The following is a 20,340-nucleotide window of genomic DNA, read 5'->3' on the forward strand; positions in this document are numbered from 1 at the left end:
GCAGCGGTCGCAATCCAGGCGACACCTGATGTGCTGGCTGTACCGGCCTCATCGCCGGCAAGCCAGCTCCCACAGTGGATTTGTGTACGCCGAACCTGTGGGAGCTGGCTTTGCCAGCGATCGAGCGCGCAGCGGTCGTAATCCAGACACCACCTGATGTGCTGGCTGTACCGGCCTCATCGCTGGCAAGGCCAGCTCCCACAGAGGTCGTAATCCAGGCCACACCTGATGTGCTGGCTGTACCGGCCTCATCGCCGGCAAGGCCAGCTCCCACAGCGGTCGCAATCCAGGCGACACAGGCACAAGCGTTCTAGCGCTGCGCCAGCCAGTAGTCATGCAACGCCCGCGCCGCCGGGGCAATCGCCACTACCCGCTGACGGTGCAAGGTCACGTCCAGATCCGCCGGCAGCTCGAATTCATCCTGCTCGGCCCACCCGGTAATCACCTGCAACGCCTGCGCCTGTGGCGCCGGTAGCGCAGGCCAGTTGGCGATGGCCATGCCGCGCAGGTAACCAAAGCACCATTCCTCCGCCAGCGGCAGTGGCTGGCCCAGGTGTTCAGTCTGCTCCAGACGAGGCGCAAACGCCTGTGGCGCCTCAACCAGCTGGGTCGCCAGGCTGTTCAAATGACGGGCACACAGTTCGACAAAGCGCTGGCACTCCTGCGCGCTTTGCCATTCCGGGTTCTGGCCACCCCAGATGGCCGGGAACCACTCGCTGATGTCCACCTGCACCGGGCTCGAAACCAGCGCGGTGAAATAACCGTCGAGCTCCGAGGCGTTGAGCACCGAATGGTCATCGCCGTACCTCTGCAAGGTAGCTTCGAGGAACTCGAAGTCGGCGGCGGCAAGTGGCAGGTCGTGCATGGGAATCTCCTTGGCAGGTCAGGCGCGCAGGCAAAAGGCGGGGAGGATGGCGCTTTGTGCCACTTTTATCCAGCCCCAGCTCATCGCTGGCCTCGCCCAGGGCCGCTCGCATCAGTTGGCTGCCCACCGCCAGGACCAGGCGGTGGCCGACGGTTTTAGCCTGGGCATCGTACGGTCTGCAGGTCCAACTGCCACGCCGCCGTCCACAACGCCGTTTATTCACCCATGGGCGTCAGCTGGCTCAACTGCTCGGCGCTGGGAAAACCGAGGGTGCGAAAGCGTGGTGGATAGAGCTCGCCGTCTTTAGTCAGCAGCTCGCCCAGCAGCGACTCGACCTCATACCAGGCAACCACCCGGGTGTGTGCCGAACCGTTTGCCTGAGGCTGGACCAGGATCACCCGGTCGGTTTTCGGCAACGAGGTGAACACGCCCTCGGTCCAGGCCGCTATCGAAAAGCTGCCGCCGGGGTGGTCGGCATCGCTGTAGAGCCTGTGGGTGGCGACGAAGATGTCCTCCGGATGGGCTTCGTGGATCTTGTCGAGAAACTCTTTCTGCGAGCTATAGATGCCGTGGCGCAACAGGCGCTGCAAGTCGCCGAGGCGCGCTTGCAGGTGCGCATCCTGCACCTGGAACGGGACGATCCGGCGGTCGTGATAGGTGTAGATCTGGCTGGACTGCGCACGGCCGTTCTCCAGCGCGTGGAAGCTCAGCTCGACCATCTGGCGCAAGCCTTCGTCATCTTTGTCACCAGTGACCATCAACACATCACGACTGGGCATCATGAACACCGGCTGGCCCAAAACCGGCGCGCGCTGCAGCACGTCGGGCAGCAGCACCCGGCTGGTGTCGTAGCCGTCCTTCCAGGCGCCCTGGTACAAACCGGGCAGGATCGGTTCGAAGGCATCGGGGCTGGCGTCGCGCAGGTTGTCGAGAGCGATTGCCAATGCTTGCTCAAGGGTAATGCCCCAATCCTTTGGCGGGCCCATGGTCTGGGTCGAGGTGGTGTCGGGGTGATCGACTGCCAGCAAGGTCGCGCAATCCTCCGAGAGCGGTTGCCAGGCCAGCGGGCAGGGCGAGTCCCAGCCTTCGCTGCGCACATGGTGCAGGCGGATCTCTTCGAGCATGGCCAGGTTGCGGATCACCGGCCGCAGCAGCGGGCGAACCTGCTCCAGGGTCTGTGCTGCACTGGTGTTGCGGGTGTCGATCAGGGCGCGCAGGTAACTGTTGAGCACGTCGGCTTTGCGCGATTTGTCGGCGTTCAGGTAGTCGCGGTAGGCGTTGTGCAGGTTGAAGTAGCCGCTGTCGCCGTAGCGCAGGCGAAATTCATCTGCCAGGTACTCGAGAGGCTCGCCATAACCGCCTGTGCGAGCGGCCTTGATGAAGGTCCGGGCAAACTCATCCTCGGTAGGTGTGCGCTTGAAGAGCCTGTCGAAAAGTGCCCTGAACATGTGCGAAATCCTCCGTGAGCGTGAACTGTGCATGATGCTTGTTGCGTCGGGAGGGGTAAAGCTGAACATGCCGAACTCTGGTGGCTTAAACCGTACGCCATTGCAGGGTTGAATACTGGCGCAAGCAAAATGCACTTACTGGCATTTGGCTATTACTTGTGGCACGCTTGTGTTCGGTGATTACGGTCGTGCTGTTGCATTGGAATACTCCGCGTTTGAACAATGGCTCCAGATTTGCCCGTGGGTCGTGATTTGATTGTTGTTGGATGTTGGAGCCTGTGTGCGTTTAATTCCCAAGCGTTTTTTGATTCTGGCTTTTCTCGGAACGGCCATCCTTACGTTTGTCCTGACTCGCGGTTGTGCCCAAGGTTGGTGGTTGCCGTGTTTTTCAAGTTATCTGTGTGGCGCAAATCAGTTTTTTATCGAAGAGGCTTTGAATACGAAAGTCGCCGCCACAATACTTATTGTCTGCATGTTGCCAGGGTTGGGCATTACTGCGTTGCTGTATGGCATTAACAAGCGGGACCCGAAACATTTTGCGCAGTGTCGAGCTGTATTGCGGGCTAATAAGGACTTTTCATTCGGCATGCTCTTTCCGCTGAGCAAAGCAAAAGTGTTGGGTAAGGCCACCTATGCGTTGCTTTCTCTCTTCTGGCTCTTTGAGTGGTTGTCGGCCAAGGCCGGGACGGCCGTGACAGGTGTTGTACTTGGCGTCGCATTGGACTTGCATTTCTTTGGAAGCAAGGACTACGCCTTGGTGCTCGGGTGTTTTGGTATTGCTTATGTGGTCGCTCTTCTGCCTCAGTATGTCTATTGGCGTGCTACTCGTTGAACCGTACGGTCTTCTGACGCGAAGTCACCCCGGTAGATCGCGCTTGGGCTGATTGTGCAGCCTCGCACTTGGCTCAATGCACCGCTGCCCACTGGGCCCCCGTTCCTCTGTGGGCATTTTTGGTGCTAAATAGGCCGCTCAGGTAATTCGTCCAGACCCTGCCGCGTCATGCCGTGCAATGAGAACAACTATGACAACCCATCTTGAAATTCGTGAAGTCCCTGTGCTCCAGACCCCTTGTGATGGAAGCCTTCATCCAGTCACCCATCAACAGTCGGCGGTAGCAGCATGATCGAAGTCACAGAGGTTTCCATTGCCCAGCTGCGCGCTGCGCTCGAGTCCGGCCAGACCACCGCGGTTGAACTGGTCCAGGCCTATCTGGCGCGCATCGACGCCTACGACGGCCCGAATACCGCCACCAAGCTCAACGCCGTGGTGGTGCGCAACCTCGAAGCCCTGAAAGAAGCACAAGCTAGCGACGAACGCCGCGCCAAGGGCCAGACCCTCGGCCCGCTCGACGGCATTCCTTACACCGCCAAGGACAGCTACCTGGTCAAGGGCCTGACTGCCGCCTCCGGCAGCCCGGCCTTCGCTGACCTTGTGGCCTACCGCGACGCCTTCACCGTTGAGCGCCTGCGCGCTGCCGGCGCCATCTGCCTGGGCAAGACCAATATGCCGCCGATGGCCAACGGCGGCATGCAGCGCGGTGTCTATGGCCGCGCCGAAAGCCCGTACAACGCCGATTACCTGACCGCACCGTTCGCCTCCGGCTCGTCCAACGGTGCCGGTACCGCCACCGCCGCCAGCTTCGCGGCCTTCGGCCTGGCGGAAGAAACCTGGTCGAGTGGTCGTGGCCCGGCGTCGAACAACGGCCTGTGCGCCTACACGCCGTCGCGCGGGGTCATCTCGGTGCGCGGCAACTGGCCGCTGACGCCGACCATGGACGTGGTGGTGCCCTTTGCGCGGACCATGGCCGACCTGCTGGAAGTGCTCGACATCGTCGTCGCCGAAGACCCGGACAAACGCGGCGACCTGTGGCGCCTGCAGCCCTGGGTGCCAATCCCCAGCGTCGACTCGGTGCGCCCGGCGTCCTATCACGAGCTGGCGGCCGATGCCGAAGCGCTCAAGGGCAAGCGTTTCGGCGTGCCGCGCATGTACATCAACGCCGACCCTGAAGCCGGCACCAGCGAAGCCCCCGGCATCGGTGGCCCGACCGGGCAGCGGATCAACACCCGGCCATCGGTGATCGCCCTGTGGGAGCAGGCGCGCAAGGCGCTGGAAGCGGCCGGCGCCGAAGTGATCGAAGTCGACTTCCCGCTGGTGTCCAACTGCGAGGGCGACCGCCCGGGCGCGCCGACCGTGTTCAACCGCGGCCTGGTGTCCAAGGAATTCCTCCACCATGAACTATGGGACCTGACCGCCTGGGCCTTCGATGATTTCCTCCAGGCCAACGGCGACCCCAAACTCAACCGCCTGGTCGACGTCGACGGGCCGAAGATTTTCCCGCATGATCCGGGCACGCTGCCCAACCGCGAAGGCGACCTGGCCGCTGGTATGGACGAGTACGTGCGCATGGCCGAGCGCGGCATCACCCCGTGGGACCAGATCAGCACCGTGCCGGATGGCCTGCGCGGCCTGGAACAGACCCGCCGCATTGACCTTGAAGACTGGATGGATGCGCTCAAGCTCGACGTGGTGATCTTCCCGACCGTCGCCGACGTTGGCCCGGCCAACGCCGATGTCGACCCGGCGTCCGCCGACATTGCCTGGAGCAACGGCGTGTGGGTGGCCAACGGCAACCTGGCGATCCGTCACCTGGGCGTGCCGACGGTGACCGTGCCGATGGGCGTGATGGCCGATATCGGCATGCCGGTGGGCTTGACCTTTGCCGGTCGCGCCTACGACGATTCGTCGTTGCTGCGCCTGGCGGCTGCATTCGAGTCGACCGGGTCCAAGCGCCTGGTGCCACCGCGTACGCCAGCGCTGGCCAGCGGCAAGTAACAAAAAGGGGCGGGCGACCGCCCTTTTTATTTCCCCAGACACGAGATACCCATGGCTAACCAAGACATCAGCTTCATCCCCGACCCGGACGCCGACTCGATCTCCTCCGACGTTGCCGGTTTCGGTGGCATCCTGGTCTCGACCCAGATCCCCACCCGTGCCGACGGCAGCCTGGAACTGGGCGACATCACTGCCCAGAGCGAGTGCACCCTGCAGGCGCTGAAGGTCGCCCTGGAGCGCGCCGGCAGCTCCATGGACCGGGTATTGCACCTGACCATCTACCTCACCGACATGGCCGAGCGGGCCGCCTTCAACGAGGTGTACCAGCGCTTCTTCGCCAAGCCCTGGCCGGTACGCGCCGCGGTTGGCGTGGCTTCGCTGGCGGTTGAAGGGATGCGTGTGGAAGTGACGGCGATGGCGGCCAAGGCCTGAGTTGTTGCGGCGGCTGGGCTGGCCTCATCGCGGGTCAAGCCCGCTCCTACAGGTCTTGCGCCCGCCGAACCTGTGGGAGCTGGCTTGCCAGCGATTGGCCTACACAGGCCACCGGGCAGGCTACGGGTGCCGATCGGGCGTTTCGCCGCTACAATGCGCGCCTCGACCGTGACAGCCTGACTAAAAAAACATGTCCCTGCCCAAGCATCACCTGGAATTGCTCAGCCCCGCCCGCGATGTCGCCATCGCCCGCGAGGCCATCCTGCATGGCGCCGACGCCGTGTACCTCGGCGGCCCGAGCTTTGGCGCCCGCCATAACGCCTGCAACGAAGTCAGCGATATCGCCCAACTGGTGGAATTCGCCCGTCGCTACCACGCCCGGGTGTTCACCACCATCAACACCATCCTCCACGACAACGAGCTGGAGCCGGCGCGCAAGCTGATCCACGAACTGTACGATGCCGGCGTCGACGCGCTGATCGTCCAGGACCTGGGGGTGATGGAACTGGACATCCCGCCGATCGAGCTGCACGCCAGCACCCAGACCGACATCCGTACCCTGGCCCGGGCCAAGTTCCTCGACCAGGCCGGCTTTTCCCAGCTGGTTCTGGCCCGTGAGCTGAACCTGCAGGAAATCCGTGCCATCGCCGACGAAACCGAAGCGGCGATCGAGTTCTTCATCCACGGCGCCCTGTGCGTGGCCTTCTCCGGCCAGTGCAACATCTCCCACGCCCAGACCGGCCGCAGCGCCAACCGTGGCGACTGCTCCCAGGCCTGCCGTCTGCCGTACACCCTCAAGGACGAAAAGGGCGGGGTGATCGCCTACGAAAAGCACCTGCTGTCGATGAAGGACAACAACCAGAGCGCCAACATTCGCGCCCTGGTCGAAGCCGGCGTGCGCTCGTTCAAGATCGAAGGGCGCTACAAGGACATGGGCTATGTGAAGAACATCACCGCCTACTACCGCCAGCGCCTGGACGCCGTGCTCGAAGACCGCCCGGACCTGGCCCGCGCCTCCAGCGGGCGCACCGCGCACTTCTTCCTGCCCGACCCGGACAAGACCTTCCACCGCGGCAGCACCGACTACTTTGTCAGCGAGCGCAAGATCGACATCGGCGCCTTCGACTCGCCGACCTTCACCGGCCTGCCGGTGGGCGTGGTCGAGAAAGTCGGCAAGCGCGACCTGCAGGTGGTCACCCATGAGCCGCTGTCCAACGGCGACGGCCTCAATGTGCTGGTCAAGCGCGAAGTGGTGGGGTTCCGTGCCAACATCGCCGAGGCCAAAGGCGAGTTCGATGAAGACGGCGAGAAGCGCTACCGCTACCGCGTCGAACCCAACGAGATGCCCAAGGGCATGCACCAGCTGCGGCCCAACCATCCGCTGAGCCGCAACCTCGACCACAACTGGCAGCAGGCCCTGCAGAAGACTTCGGCTGAGCGCCGTATCGGCCTGGCCTGGGTCGCCAAGCTGGACGAACAGCGTCTGGTCCTGACCGCCACCAGCGAGGAGGGCATCAGTGCCAGCGTCGCCCTGGACGGCCCGTTCGGCCTGGCCAACAAGCCGGAGCAGGCGCTGGAGCAACTGCGCGACCTGCTCGGCCAGCTGGGGACCACCGAGTATCACGCCACCGCCGTTCAGCTCGATGCACCGCAGGCGTACTTCATCCCCAATTCGCAGCTCAAGGCGCTGCGCCGCGAGGTCATCGAAGCACTGACTGCAGCGCGTATCCAGGCCCACCCGCGCGGTGGCCGCAAGGCCGAGACCAACCCGCCGCCGGTGTATCCGGAGTCGCACCTGTCGTTCCTGGCCAACGTCTACAACCAGAAGGCCCGCGACTTCTATCACCGTCACGGGGTCAAGCTGATCGACGCCGCCTACGAGGCCCACGAAGAGGCGGGCGAAGTGCCGGTGATGATCACCAAGCACTGCCTGCGTTTCTCCTTCAACCTGTGCCCCAAGCAGGCCAAGGGCGTCACCGGCGTGCGCACCAAGGTGGCGCCGATGCAGCTGATTCACGGCGATGAAGTGCTGACCCTGAAGTTCGACTGCAAGCCGTGCGAGATGCACGTGATCGGCAAGATGAAAGGCCACATTCTTGGCCTGCCGCAACCGGGCAGCGTGCAGCAGGTGGTCGGGCATATCAGCCCTGAAGACCTGCTCAAAACCATCCCGCGCGCACCGCACTGAGTGAGGCATCGCGGGGCCTGTGGGAGCGGGCTTGCCCCGCGATCGTCCTAAGGTGCTGGCTGCCCTGGCAACGCCGCATGCGCCTTTAGCTCTTCCTCGATGAAGGCCGCGATCATCGCCCGATAAACCCGCTCGACCACGTCACCGGGCGCGCCAGATTCCGTGGCCAGGGCGCGCACTTTGGTGATCACCTGTTCGACCCGCGCCGGGGCGCGGACGTCGTCGCGGGTTTTCTTGAACGCCGCCGCCTGGTTGACCAGGTTGCCGCGCCGGGCGAGCAGGGCGACCAGTTCGCGGTCGATGCGATCAATGTGCTCGCGAACTTCTTCAATCGATGTGCAGCGTACGTCCATGTGAACCCCTTCCCGTTGACAGCGTGGCAGTGGCCGGCTGATTTCCAGTAGTATGCCTGAACGGACTCTGGCCCCTGAAGTGTGGGGCCGACAGCCAGGAAGGTATCGTGACTCTACAACTGCAAATCCAGCACATTTTCAGCGGCCTGGCCTTCGCCAGGCCGCTTTTCTATACCTACCCGCAAGGCCTGCGCTTCGAGCTGGCCGAAGGCGGTAGCGACATCGAACGGTTTCTGCTGGCGGTCAGCAAGGCAACCACGGTGTGCCGCGACCTGTTTGCCGGCGAGCAATCGATGGTGGTGTGCCTGCGCGTGCACTCCAACGGTAACGGTTTTGCCCATCGCGACGTGTTGCGCGACCTGCGTGCCGCCGGTATTCGCATCCCCGCCCAGCGCTCGCTGTGGAGCCAGCGGCTGGACCCGGACGACTGGTTCGAAGAGCATCAGCCCGAGTACTGGCTGCACCTCGCCTTCGAGGCGCCACTGTCGCTGCTGCAACCGGTGCTCTGGTGCGCATTGGCCGATAATCCGGGGACTATTCGCCCGAACCCTTGCTGCGGTGTCTACCTGTTCAACCTCAACCAGCGGTTGATGGCCTTGCCCTATGACGATCGGGGCATGGATGTGGTGGGCCCCAACCACGACGTGCTCTCGCTGTTGTACCGCCAGCACCAGCCGTGGCTGCTGGACTACGACCGCGAGCGCATGGACGCGACTTTCGCCACCGTCCTGCATTGACTCACTGCAGCGACTCGATTTTCCAGCGCCAGGTGCCCAGCGGGTTGTCTTCTCGGGTACGGACGAACACGCCATAGTCGCTCAGGTAGCTGTAGCCTTCGACCCAACGGTTGCCGCGTGGGCTCTGCCAGGTGCAGGTCAACGGCTTGGCGCTGCCCTGCAGGGCCGGGTGCAAGGTGCTGGCCGGTCGCGCCTTGCCGACCTGGCAGTGGGTGGTGCGGGTAATGCTCGCGGTTTGCCCGGCATAGCTGATGGTGTAGCTCAGTTGCGCATGGGCGGGCAGGGTTTGCCAGGCGCCGGTGAATGACAGCGCGGTCAAGCTGTCGCTGGCGTCCTGTTCCTGCCCGGTCATGATGTCGATACCGCGTGCGGCCAGATCGAACAGGCCGCGAAAGCTCAGTTGCAGCTGTTGCGCTATCGTCGGGTCCACGGCCTGTAGCAACAACTGGCCGGAGCGGCTGTTGGTGCTGAGGAACACCTGGCGCGGCCTGTCGACGGTAGCGTTCCCGTCGGTCAGCTTCGCCTCGTAGCGATAGTCCAGCCTGTGCAGGGGCAGGCGTGGCGCCGGCAGCTGCAGGGCGGCGATGACCGCAAGCACTTCAGGCCTGGCCCTGGGCGGCAGGAACGGCGGCGGCAACGGCGTACGGGCTTTGAGCGGCGCAAGCTTGGCAAGCTCGGCCGGCGGTTGGCAGGCGGCGTTGAACAACTGCTGATAGTACAGCGGGGCCTGCCGGTAGAACGCGCTGAAGGGCTGCGACTTGAGCCGGGTGCTGTCTACGCGGTTGTCGTTGTCGAGGAAGAACTGGCTTTGCCGGCTGATGAGCTGGCGCTCGCAATAAAACGCCAGGTGCTCGCGGCTGTGCAGGGCCATCACCGCGTGGCCGTATTGCATCGGATAGCGGTGGCGCTGGATGCCGGTCCAGGCGTAGGTAATGCCGCCCTCATGCTGCAGGCTGTTTAGGTCGATCAGCAGCCAGTCCTGATCCGCGTCCAGGTTCAGGGCTCGCCAGTCGGGAGCCTGACGCTGGTGCATGGGCAGGTGGCCGTCGCCTGGCGGCTCGGTCTCGCCACCTGCTGGGATGAGACTGCAAGCGGTCAGGGTGAACACACCGAGGCCCGCAGCAAGCGGCTTGAGGACGAAGCGGGCGAGGGCATCCATGCGCATGAGCTCTAGGGTCAAAGCGCGGAGTGTACCGAATGCCTGCGCCAAGCTGTATGCCTGGCGCTATCCCTCGGTACGCCAGATCTGTGGCCAATGGGCGGTATCGACACTGTCGCACCAGCTCATCCGGCTAAATGCCTTGAGCTGCATCACCGCGCCGTCATAGCGCCAGGTTGCATTGGCGCCGCAGTAGCGCCCTCCCGGCTGCAACTGGGTCAGCTCGCCGCGGGCCGGGTCGAACTTGAAAAAGCCATACATCTCGCCGCCCAGTACATCATGTTTGGGGACCGAGATGTGCAGCGCGGTGGGTTGATAGGGCGCTGTTCGCAAGGCGCGGTAGTAGCTGTACATGCAGCCCTGGGTCCCACAGCCGTAACGCAGGCCTACCAGCACATGGGTCGCGTCCAGCGGCGAGACCTCGGCTTCGGCTTGCCAGTTGTCATGCTCGGGCTCGCTCCACTCAAGCCGGGTGATGGCAATGACTGCGTCAGCGATGGCTTGTTGCTCGGCGTCGCTCAAGCCTGGCGCCGGGGTGAAGGGGGCAAGCATGGGCGTCGGCGGTGCTGGCGGCAGTTGACTGTCTGGCCGCGTGCCGGGGTTTACAAAGGCGCTGGGGTGACCGATACGTCCTTGCAGCGAATCGATAAACAGCAAGGATGCACTCAGGCCCTGCAGTGATACCGGGTGCTGGCCGTTGGTAGTGTCCAAGGTCAGGGTCTGGCCGTTGCGCAGTTGGCGCAACAACCGTACCGCGACGTCGCCTTTTGCGTGATAGCGCATTTGCCCTTGGGAGCCTGGGCGAAATCCCGTTGGCGCCGGGCCGCCGTCGACCAGCAGCCTGGCGCCCAGGTCGACACTGGCGTCGGTGAACAGGGTCAAGGCGGTGGCACCTTCGGCCCCGGCTTCGCGCACAAGCTCAAGGCCCGCGCCCTGGTCGACGCTACGTGAAACGGCGGTACAGCGCAGGGTGTTGTCGCAGCCCACGACCCATTCCTTGAACTGCTTGAGCACCGGCTCCGGTTCGGGCGCGGCCAGGGTCAGGGCGGGCAGGAGCATCAAGGGCAGCCAGTTCCATCTTGCGTCAACCATTGGGTTTCAATCCTGCGGGGTAAGCGAACGTGCGTTTTGGCCGCGCATCATCGCAGAAGCCTGGCCAACTTCAAGCCGTTGCCGATGAGAACTCCGAGGCTGGCGTGCTATCCAACGGGTATGACACGGGAGGTAACTGCAATGAACAGCCATGACCGCGACAAGCCCGCCAACGAGACGGACAAGCCTGCTGAAGACAACGACCCTGCCAACCGGCCGATCACCCCGACCACCCATCGTACCCAGGCAGACGCCGCCGAAGAGCTCAGCCGCAAGATCGCCGAGATTGAACGCAAGGTAGCTGATGGCAATTAACTATCATCCTTGTATATAGAACGAAGGGCCGCAATGGCCCTTCGCTTACTTCAAACTCATATAATCGCTGAGTTTATTTGCACATGGTGTAACTGCCCTGATGGGCGCCGCCTTTGTACAAGTCAAAGCGGTAACCGGCGCCAGCGCCGAAGTTGTAGGAACCACCGGTCAGTGTCCAGGAGCCTGCGCTGACGGAAAATCCGCCGCTTACCTGGTCTACTTCCTGATCGTCCAGCACCCGCAGGGCGGCTGGCGTGGCGGTGGTCATGTCGATGTTTTGGGCATGGGTCATGAGATAGTTACCTCGTTGATACAGTGGGTTCGTCCTAGGTTGATCCCCCCCAGGAGAGGGCCTGGGCGCAACGTATTACTCATTTTAAAAATGAGAGACCGATCACAGTTTTAATTACAGTTGTTCGCTGTTTCGATCCCCGGACAAGTTAGTGATGCCCCGGATCAAAGTGCAATAGTACAAGTGTGCTAGTGCCTGCGGATTAATCCGCCGTTATGCTGCTACGGACTCAGCTGAATGGTCTGTTCAGTGTTATTAACGTTATCCGCCGGGTCATGGATTGGCATGTTATTCAGGAGCGAAGCCGTGCATGCACGGCGTGACAAGGAGTTGGGCAGTGTGCTGCTGGTGGCGCCCGTGCCCCTGCGCTGGGCGGCACTTGCTGCGCTGCTGTTCAGCGTGTTGTTGATGGTGTTTCTGGCCTGCGCCACCTATACCCGCCGCGCCACCGTGACCGGCGTGCTGGTGCCCCAGGGTGGCCTGATCAAGGTATTTGCGCCACAGCCGGGAGTTGTCCAAGACCTTGCCGCAGCCGAGGGGCAGACCGTTGCCGCGGGCGCTACGCTGATGGCGCTGGGCAGTGACCTGTACGCCGAGGCCGGTGGTGCGCACGTCGCCATCAGCCGCTTGATCAAGCGCCGTAACGACAGCCTGACAGACGAAATCGCTACCACCCGCGCGCTGCACCTGCAGGAGCTGGAGGGCAAGCGCCGACGCCTGGCGGTGCTGGAAAGCGAGCAGCAGAAAATCGTCACGCAAATGGACATAAGCCGCCAGCGCCTGGGGCTGGCCCAGGGTATTGCCGCGCGCTATGCCGACCTGCAACGTCAGGACTATGTGTCCCGCGACCAGTTGCAGGAAAAGCAGGATGCCGTGCTGGAAGTGCGCCTGCGTAGCGAGGAACTGAGCCGTTCGTTGTTGTCGTTGCGTAACGATATCGCGACCTTGCGCGCCGAACTTGCCGAGTTGCCGTTCAACCAGGGCAAGCAACTGGCCGAGCTTGAGCGGCGCTTGTCGGAGAGCCAGGGCAGCCTGCTGGAAAGCGAAGTCAAACGCCAGGTGGTGATTACCGCGCCGGCCAGTGGTGAGGTGACGGCCGTTGGCGTGGTCAATGGCACCCGCGCCGACAGCAACCGGCCGTTGCTGAGCATCGTGCCCACGGATGCCCAGCTGTATGCCGAACTCTATGTGCCCAGCCGTGCGGCGGGCTTCGTACGTGCCGGCGATGCGGTGCTGCTGCGCTATCAGGCCTATCCCTACCAGCACTTCGGCCTGGCCCGCGGCACGGTAGCGTCGGTGTCACGCAGCGCGCTGCCGGCCGATGAAATCATGAGCGTGGGCGGCGTCTCCGAGCAGCAGCGCGAGCTGGGCCCGATGTACCGGGTCAGGGTCACCCTCGAACAACAAGACATGCGCGGGCGCGGGCTGAACGAGCGCTTGCGTTCGGGCATGCAACTGGACGCAGACATCCTGCAGGAAAACATGCCCCTCTACGAGTGGCTGCTTGAACCCCTGCGCGGCATAGGGAAACGCCTTTGAACATTCGCCAACCGCTGGCTTTCGGCATCGGCCGCAAGCTGCCCATGGTGCTCCAGGCCGAAGCCGCCGAGTGCGGCCAGGCCTGCCTGGCGATGATCGCCGGCTTCCACGGCCAGCGCCACGACCTGTTCTCGCTGCGCCAGAAACTGTCGCCGTCGATGAAGGGCGCAACCCTCAAGCAGTTGATGGCCATGGCCAGCCAGTTGGGCCTGGCCAGCCGGCCGTTGCGTCTGGAATTGCAAGCGCTGGGGCAATTGCGCTTGCCCTGTGTGCTGCACTGGAACTTCAACCACTTCGTGGTGCTCAAGGAGGTCGGCCCGCGCGGGGTGACCCTGCACGATCCGGGGCGCGGCGTTTGCCAACTGTCGTTCGATGAAGTCTCGGCAGCCTTCACCGGCGTGGCCCTGGAGTTGTGGCCACAGAGCGATTTCCAGCCGGGGCCGGCCAACCCGCCGCTGCGGTTGCGTCAGTTGCTGGGCCGGGTGCAAGGCTTTGGCGGGGTACTGCGCCACGTGCTGTTGCTGGCGGCGGCGCTGGAGCTGTGCATGGTACTCAGCCCGTTTTTTTTGCAAACGGTGATCGACAAGGTGCTGGTCAGCGCCGACCTGGACCTGCTGGCGGTGCTGGCGATCGGCTTCGGCCTGTTGCTGGTAATGCAGCAAACCCTGGCGCTGGGCCGTTCCTGGGCATTGATGTACCTGGGCACCATGCTCAGCGCGCAATGGCAGATCAACGTCTTCAGCCACCTGGTGCGCTTACCCGTGGCCTTCTTCGAGCGCCGCCACCTGGGCGATATCGTCTCGCGCTTTGGCTCGTTGAAATCGATCCAGCACACCCTGACCACCTCGTTTGTCGAAGCCCTGCTCGACGGCCTGATGACCCTGGTGACCCTCGGCCTGATGTTCGCCTACAGCCCGCCGTTGGCACTGATCGCGCTGCTGGCCATGGTTGTCTATGCGCTGGCCCGCTGGGCCTGGTTCGGCCCGTTGCGCCGCGCCAGCGAAGAGCAACTGGTGCATGCCGCCCGGCAGCAGAGCTACTTTCTGGAAAGCATGCGCGGGGTGCGCACCATCAAGTTGTTCGGCCATCAGGAGCAACGTGCCAGCGCCTGGGGCAGCCTGTTGGTCGAGGAAATCAACGCCGGTTTGCGCCCGCAAAAGCTGGAGCTGGCCTACCGTGCCTTCAATGGCCTGCTGTTCGGCCTGGTGACCGTGCTGGTGATCTGGCTCGGCGCCAGGCTGGTGCTCGATGGCCAGTTCAGCGCCGGCATGCTGATTGCCTTCAACGCCTACAAGGAGCAGTTCAACAGCCGTGTGGCCGGGCTGATCGACAAGCTGGTGGATGTGCTGATGCTGCGCCTGCATGGCGAGCGCCTGGCCGATATCCTCCTGCAGGTGCCCGAGCCCAGGCAGTCCCCGTCCGTTGACGACAATGACGCCGTCGACAGCGTGCCGAGCCTGGAAGTGCGCCAGCTCAAGTTCCGTTATTCCGAGCACGAGCCCTATGTGCTCGATGACGTGTCGGTGCGTATCGAAGCCGGGGACTCGCTGGCGATTGTCGGCCCTTCGGGTGGCGGCAAGACCACCTTGCTCAACGTCATGCTCGGCATTCTGGCCCCCAGCAGCGGCAGCGTGCTGCTCGACGGTGTTGCCATCGATAGCCATAACCTGGAGCGGCTGCGACGGGTCAGCGCCACGGTGCTGCAGGATGATGTGCTGTTTGCCGGCTCGATTGCCGACAACATCAGTTTTTTCAGCGCCGAGGCCAACCCGCGCTGGGTCGAGCAGTGCGCGCGCATGGCGGCGGTGCATGACGACATCGCGCAGATGCCCATGGCCTACAACACCCTGGTGGGCGACATGGGCACGGTGCTGTCGGGTGGGCAGAAGCAACGCATCCTGCTGGCCCGGGCGCTGTACCGGCGGCCCAAGCTGCTGTTTCTCGACGAGGCCACCAGCCACCTCGACATCGCCAGGGAGGCGGCGGTCAACCATGCCCTGCAAGCGCTGAATATCACCCGCATCATTGTCGCCCATCGCCCCGATACCATTCGCTCGGCACGCCGGGTGCTGGCGCTGGACAACGGCCGAGTGGTCTATGACGGGCCGCTGATCGAGGCGGATGAGCAGGCGCCAGCCGAGCCAGGTGAAGTTGCCCGTGGTGCGGCGTCTTCGTCATGAACCACCACCTGCTGAGGTTGTGTCTGGCTGCCTTGCTGGCAGTCTGGAGGGTCGCGCCGGGCATGGCCGCCGAACCCCTCGATGCCTGCCCGGGCAGGTTAAGCCCGGCAGAGCCGCTGGCGTTGTCCAGTGCCGTGGCCATCGCCCTGTGCGCCGATCCTGAAGTGCGTGAAGCCTGGCTGTCGCAACTGAGCAGCCAGGCCAGCCTCGATGCCGAGTACTCGGCCTATTGGCCGACCGTGCAAGCCCAGGCCAGCAGCGGACGAGCAAGCCGCAAGACGCGCTTTGACAACTTTCCCGAAGCTGACTCGACCTTGAACACCCGCACCAACAGCTATGGCCTGAATCTGAGCTGGGTGCTGTATGACTTTGGCCTGCGGGCGGCGAAAGTCGAGGGCGCCCGCCAGTTGTTGAACGCTGCCAGCAGCAGTCGCGTGGAGAAAATCCAGGCCACGGTGCTCGACACCAGCAAAGCCTTCTACCAGGTCCAGGCCAACGCCGCGTTGCTCGAGGCCAAGCGCAGCGCCGAATCCCTGGCGGCCAACAGCCTCAAGGCGGCCACGGCCAAATACCAGGCCGGGGCCGGCGAGCAGACCGACCGCCTGCAGGCCCAGGCCACCCACGACCAGGCGCAGCTTGAACGGGTGCTGGCCGAGGGTGAGTACGCTGCGGCCCAGGGCGCCCTGGCCAGTGCCCTCGGGCTGTCACCCTCGGCACCGCTGACGCTCAGCGCCATGAACGAGCCGGCGGGACAGGAGGGCGAGTTCATGGCCAGTGTCGATGCCCTGATGGCGCAGGCCAAGGCCCAGCATCCGGCTATCGAAAAGGCCCGCGCGGATTGGTTCGCCACGCGCGCCAAGGCGGATGAAGCGCGTGCCGAAGGGCGCCCGAAGGTGTCGCTGTTCAGCAGCTACCAGCAGGAGGACACGCCGATCGACCAGGTGTCGACGCGTCAGCAGATCGAGACCTGGAGCGTGGGTGTACAGATCACCGTGCCGATCTTCGACGGCTTCCTCAGCCGTCGTCGTGCCCGCGCCGCCGACTACGAAGCCGGCGCCCGCGAGCAGGCGCTGGAGCAGACCGAACGCAGCGTCGCTCTCAACGTCTGGAAAAGCCGCCAGGCCCTGGATGCGCGCACCCGCGCCCTGGCGCTCAGCCGCAGCTTCGTCGCCAGTGCCGGACAATCCCATCAGGTCGCGTTGGGGCGCTACAAGGCCGGGGTGGGCAGCATTATCGAACTGCTCAGGGCGCAGAATGAACTGGCCATCGCCGAGCAGCGGCGAGTGGAGTCGCTGGTCAACTGGTACACCGCCAGGTTGCAACTGGCGGCGGACCTGGGGCAGTTGAATGGCGCGTTGTGAACCGCGCGCTAGCAGTAACGCCCTTGGGCCGCATCCAGCGCATTGAGCAGGTGCTCTTCTGCGATTGAGTATTGCTCCAGATCCTCTGCAGGCAGCGCCTCCGGCGCCTGGCCCTCGTCGCTTTCAACCAGCAGCAGGGGCAGTTGCTGTTGCCGGAAGAAGGCGAGGATGTCGCGAATGTCCTGATCGCGCTGGACATGATCATTGCCATAGAGTTCGGCGCTGAAGAAACAGCCCTGGGCGCCGCTGGCCAGCAGTTGGCGTGCGCCACTGATCGACATCTTCAAGCGTTGATGCAGAAATTTGGCGATTTCCAGGTCACTGCTGGGTGAGGCGCAGGCAATGCTGATTCTGGTCATGCTGTATAAATCCTCACGTATGTCCGCTGTCTTCCTGACTAGAATCAACCTGCCATTCACCAACCGTGGAGAACCAGGATGAGCCATAAAACGACCCTCTGCCTCTGGTACGACGGCACCGCACTGGAGGCTGCGACCTTTTACGCGCAAACCTTCCCCGACAGCAAGGTCGGTGCGGTGCACCGGGCGCCGGGCGACTTCCCCTCAGGCAAGGAGGGGGATGTGCTGACCGTGGAGTTTACCGTGTTGGGCATCCCCTGCGTGGGGCTCAACGGTGGCCCGATGTTCCAGCATAACGAGGCGTTCTCGTTCCAGGTCGCGACCGAAGACCAGGCGGAAACCGATCGCTTGTGGAATGCCATTGTCGGCAATGGCGGCCAGGAAAGCGCCTGCGGCTGGTGCAAGGACAAGTGGGGGCTGTCGTGGCAGATCTCGCCACGGGTGCTGGTCGAGGCGGTGACCAGCCCAGACCGCGCCGCGGCCAAGCGCGCCTTCGAGGCGATGATGGGGATGCGCAAGATTGATATTGCGGTGATTGAGGCGGCGGTCAGGGGTTGAACTGTGGGAGCTGGCTTGCCAGCGATCGAGCGCGCAGCGGTCGTAGTCCGGTCAGCACTTGATGTATTGACTGGACCGGCCTCATCGCTGGCAAGCCAGCTCCCACAGGGATCCTGTTGCAGCTAACCGCTGTGCCCTCAAAAACCCAGGGTCGCTGACACCAGGTAGGTCCGCGGCGTCGACAGGGTCAGCCCCGCCTCACTGTCATCCGAGGCACCCGCCGAAGCCCAGTAGCGGTCGTCCAGCACGTTCTCGACACTGGCGCGCAGGGTGATGTCCTTGTTATCGACCTTGAAGGCATAGCGCGCACCGAGGTCGTAGCGCTCCCAGCCGTCGATCTGCTTGCTGTTGGCCTGGTCCAGGTATTGCGAGCTGGAATGCAGGCCACGAGCCGTCAGGGTCAGGCCGGCGAGGGCAGGCACGTCATACTCGGCGCCCAGGCTGACGTTGTACTCCGGTGTTGCCGGGGCGCGGTTGCCGTCGAAGCTGCCGCCGACGGTGTCGGTCAGTTCGCTGTCGATGTACATCACCCCACCCAGCAAGCGAAAGCCCTTGAGCGGCTCGCCAAACACGTTGAGCTCGACGCCCTTGTTCTCGCGCTTGCCGTTGGGACCGAACACCCGGGTAGTGGCGTTGGTCTCGTAGGCCGGCTGCTTGATGCGAAAGGCGCTGGCGGTCAGGGCGAAGCTGCCCAGGTCATACTTGGCGCCGACTTCCACCTGGCGGCTGATGAACGGCGCAAAGATCTGGTCTTCGTTGATCGAAGTCGACGGGGCGATCTTGCCCTGGCTCAGGCCTTCCATGTAGTTGGCATACAGCGAGAGCTGGTCGGTGAGCTTGAACAGGATGCCGCCCGAGGGCGAGAGCTTCTCTTCATCATAGGCAGTGTCGCCCTTGATGCCGTCGCTCCAGTCATCGACCTGGACCCGCTGCCAGCGCGCGCCCAGGGTCAGCAACAGGCGCTGGTCGAAAAAGCCCAAGGTGTCGGACAACGCCACGCCGCTGAAGCGGTTCTCGGTATAGACCTTGGGGTCCGAGCGCAGCAGGGTGCCGGGGGTGGGGGTAGGGCGCGGGTTGTAGAGGTTGCTCGGACCGGCCGCATAACGCCCACCGCCGTTCTCGAAGTCCATGTAGAAATAGTTGGCCGCCAGGTTGACCTCGTGGCTCACCGGGCCGGTTTCGAACCAGTTGCGCAGGCCGGCGGTGGCGGTGCGCACGTTTTCGTCGCGGGTGAAGTCGCGCGGCTGGACGCTGAAGTCGCCGGCATCGTTGGAGACCGGCACGTTATGGCGGAGGAAGTCGTGGTTGCTCTTGCGCGCGCCGACCGCGCCGTAGGCCATCAGCGAGTCGTTGATGTCGTATTCGGCGTTCACTGTGCCGAAGGTATCGTTGGTGCGCGCCTTGCTCCAGGCCTGGGCGTAGTTGCGCCGCACCTCCTCGGCATCCGGCACCTTGGCATTGGCGCCAACGATCACCCGCTCCTGGGGCGCATCGGTGTTGCGCTCGGTATGGCCGATATCGGTGGACAGGCGCAGCCGCTCGCCACGAAAGTCCAGGCCGAGCACGGCCATCTCGCGGTCGACGCTCTGCTGGTCCCATTCGGTGTCGCCAGCTTGCTTGACGCCATTGAAGCGCAGGCCGAACTTGCCGTCCTCACCAAAGCGCCGGCCGATGTCCACGGCGCCGCCGAGCTGGCTGTCTGAGGCGTAGCTGCCGGTGAGCTCGGTGATCGGTTTGTCGCTGGCGCGCTTGGGCACCACGTTGATACCGCCGCCGACGCTGCCCCGCGGCGAGATGCCGTTGATCAGTTGGCTGGGGCCTTTGATGATGTCGACGCGGTCGGCCATTTCCATGTCGATGGAATAGGTCGGCAGGATGCCATACAGGCCGTTGTAGGCGACATCGCTGTTGAACAGGCTGAAGCCGCGAATGGTGAATTGCTCGAAGCGCCCACCGGCGGGGTTGGTGGCGCGCACCGACGGGTCGCTGGCGATCAGGTCGCCGAGGGTCCGCGCCTGCTGGCCCTTGATCGCCTCGCTGGTATAGGTGGTCATGCTGAAGGGCGTTTCCATGAAGTCCCGCGAGCCCAGCAAGCCTTGCGAACCACGGCGGGCGACCTGGCCACCGGCATAGCGCTGGCCATCGTCGTCAGCACCGTTATGGGCCCCGAGGATGCTGGTCGGGGCGATTTCCACGGCGTCGCCACTTTGCGGGGCAGGCACCAAGGTGTAGGCGCCCGCAGCCACCGGTTGCAGTTGCAGGCCAGAGCCCTGCAGCAGCCGGGCAAAACCTTCATCCACACTGAAACTGCCATTCAGACCGGCACTGCGCCGGCCATTGACCAGGCCCGGGTCCACCGACAGGCTGACCCCGGCCTGGGCGGCGAAACGGGTCAGCGCCGCACCCAGTTCGCCAGCCGGTACCTGGTAGCTGCGGGTGGCGCTGTCGGCCAGCGCCGCTAGCGGGGCCAACGACGCCAGGCCGAGCATCAGGCACAGGGTAGGGGACGAAAACGAAGACGCCAGGCGCGTTCGGTGGCGTGTCAGTGCGGGCATTGTTGCGCTCTCTTTTAGGTTCACATGCCCTTGATGACAAGCGAGCGAACAAAAGGGGACAGAGGTTTGCGCAA

The 20,340-nt window shown here is 63.9% G+C and carries 18 protein-coding genes; 10 read left to right on the top strand and 8 right to left on the bottom strand.

Annotated elements, in window-relative coordinates:
- Positions 1-310: 310 nt before the first annotated feature.
- Together ABM562_RS11975 and ABM562_RS11980 are read right to left on the bottom strand one after the other, a co-directional pair.
- A complete protein-coding gene (locus ABM562_RS11975; RefSeq protein WP_115087076.1) occupies positions 311-865 on the bottom strand; it encodes a UPF0149 family protein in 555 nt (184 codons plus the stop codon).
- A gap of 215 nt (positions 866-1,080) precedes the next feature.
- Positions 1,081-2,313: a DUF1444 domain-containing protein gene (locus tag ABM562_RS11980; protein WP_460422064.1), complete on the bottom strand. Its 1,233-nt coding sequence runs from the start codon at positions 2,311-2,313 to the stop codon at positions 1,081-1,083.
- A gap of 280 nt (positions 2,314-2,593) precedes the next feature.
- Between ABM562_RS11980 and ABM562_RS11985 the strand changes: the two genes are divergently transcribed.
- The 4 genes from ABM562_RS11985 (at position 2,594) to ABM562_RS12000 (ending at position 7,766) form a co-directional block, all read left to right on the top strand.
- Positions 2,594-3,145, top strand: coding sequence for a hypothetical protein (locus ABM562_RS11985; protein ID WP_233673697.1), 552 nt, complete (start codon positions 2,594-2,596; stop codon positions 3,143-3,145).
- Between the two features lie 288 nt (positions 3,146-3,433).
- On the top strand, positions 3,434-5,146 hold the full coding sequence (locus tag ABM562_RS11990; RefSeq protein WP_134062145.1) for an amidase: 1,713 nt from the start codon (positions 3,434-3,436) through the stop codon (positions 5,144-5,146).
- A gap of 51 nt (positions 5,147-5,197) precedes the next feature.
- Complete coding sequence (locus ABM562_RS11995; protein ID WP_115087072.1) at positions 5,198-5,578, top strand: RidA family protein; 381 nt, start codon at positions 5,198-5,200, stop codon at positions 5,576-5,578.
- Positions 5,579-5,768: 190 nt separating this feature from the next.
- Positions 5,769-7,766, top strand: coding sequence for a peptidase U32 family protein (locus ABM562_RS12000; RefSeq protein WP_460422067.1), 1,998 nt, complete (start codon positions 5,769-5,771; stop codon positions 7,764-7,766).
- A 47-nt stretch (positions 7,767-7,813) separates the two neighbouring features.
- Here ABM562_RS12000 and ABM562_RS12005 read toward each other — a convergent pair whose 3' ends face one another.
- Entirely contained in the window at positions 7,814-8,119 is a 306-nt protein-coding gene (locus ABM562_RS12005; RefSeq protein WP_134062143.1) for a chorismate mutase, read from the bottom strand.
- A gap of 107 nt (positions 8,120-8,226) precedes the next feature.
- Between ABM562_RS12005 and ABM562_RS12010 the strand changes: the two genes are divergently transcribed.
- A complete protein-coding gene (locus ABM562_RS12010) occupies positions 8,227-8,856 on the top strand; it encodes a DUF3885 domain-containing protein (protein ID WP_233673696.1) in 630 nt (209 codons plus the stop codon).
- Position 8,857: 1 nt separating this feature from the next.
- Here ABM562_RS12010 and ABM562_RS12015 read toward each other — a convergent pair whose 3' ends face one another.
- Positions 8,858-10,015, bottom strand: coding sequence for a hypothetical protein (locus ABM562_RS12015; RefSeq protein ID WP_460422069.1), 1,158 nt, complete (start codon positions 10,013-10,015; stop codon positions 8,858-8,860).
- A gap of 66 nt (positions 10,016-10,081) precedes the next feature.
- Positions 10,082-11,107, bottom strand: coding sequence for a DUF1176 domain-containing protein (locus tag ABM562_RS12020; protein WP_460422071.1), 1,026 nt, complete (start codon positions 11,105-11,107; stop codon positions 10,082-10,084).
- 141 nt (positions 11,108-11,248) lie between these two features.
- Here ABM562_RS12020 and ABM562_RS12025 point away from each other — a divergent pair, with 141 nt between their 5' ends.
- Positions 11,249-11,422: a hypothetical protein gene (locus ABM562_RS12025; protein ID WP_166675674.1), complete on the top strand. Its 174-nt coding sequence runs from the start codon at positions 11,249-11,251 to the stop codon at positions 11,420-11,422.
- A gap of 73 nt (positions 11,423-11,495) precedes the next feature.
- On the opposite strand, the gene ABM562_RS12030 is transcribed toward ABM562_RS12025, so the two are convergent.
- Positions 11,496-11,714: a hypothetical protein gene (locus tag ABM562_RS12030; protein WP_115087066.1), complete on the bottom strand. Its 219-nt coding sequence runs from the start codon at positions 11,712-11,714 to the stop codon at positions 11,496-11,498.
- Positions 11,715-11,999: 285 nt separating this feature from the next.
- Here ABM562_RS12030 and ABM562_RS12035 point away from each other — a divergent pair, with 285 nt between their 5' ends.
- The 3 genes from ABM562_RS12035 to ABM562_RS12045 are packed head-to-tail and all read left to right on the top strand — an operon-like array spanning position 12,000 to position 16,794.
- Positions 12,000-13,253: an HlyD family secretion protein gene (locus tag ABM562_RS12035; protein ID WP_460422073.1), complete on the top strand. Its 1,254-nt coding sequence runs from the start codon at positions 12,000-12,002 to the stop codon at positions 13,251-13,253.
- A 44-nt stretch (positions 13,254-13,297) separates the two neighbouring features.
- Positions 13,298-15,433: a peptidase domain-containing ABC transporter gene (locus ABM562_RS12040; RefSeq protein ID WP_460422106.1), complete on the top strand. Its 2,136-nt coding sequence runs from the start codon at positions 13,298-13,300 to the stop codon at positions 15,431-15,433.
- Complete coding sequence (locus ABM562_RS12045; RefSeq protein WP_115087064.1) at positions 15,430-16,794, top strand: TolC family protein; 1,365 nt, start codon at positions 15,430-15,432, stop codon at positions 16,792-16,794. Before ABM562_RS12040 ends, ABM562_RS12045 begins: the two co-directional genes overlap by 4 nt.
- Before the next feature lie 8 nt (positions 16,795-16,802).
- Here ABM562_RS12045 and ABM562_RS12050 read toward each other — a convergent pair whose 3' ends face one another.
- Entirely contained in the window at positions 16,803-17,153 is a 351-nt protein-coding gene (locus tag ABM562_RS12050; protein WP_115087063.1) for a hypothetical protein, read from the bottom strand.
- 78 nt (positions 17,154-17,231) lie between these two features.
- Here ABM562_RS12050 and ABM562_RS12055 point away from each other — a divergent pair, with 78 nt between their 5' ends.
- Positions 17,232-17,711 (top strand): VOC family protein, encoded by a 480-nt coding sequence (locus tag ABM562_RS12055; RefSeq protein ID WP_115087062.1) that lies wholly within the window; start codon positions 17,232-17,234, stop codon positions 17,709-17,711.
- A 137-nt stretch (positions 17,712-17,848) separates the two neighbouring features.
- On the opposite strand, the gene ABM562_RS12060 is transcribed toward ABM562_RS12055, so the two are convergent.
- A complete protein-coding gene (locus tag ABM562_RS12060; protein ID WP_460422076.1) occupies positions 17,849-20,266 on the bottom strand; it encodes a TonB-dependent siderophore receptor in 2,418 nt (805 codons plus the stop codon).
- Positions 20,267-20,340: the final 74 nt, after the last annotated feature.

The sequence above is a fragment of the Pseudomonas sp. ZL2 genome, from assembly GCF_054788455.1.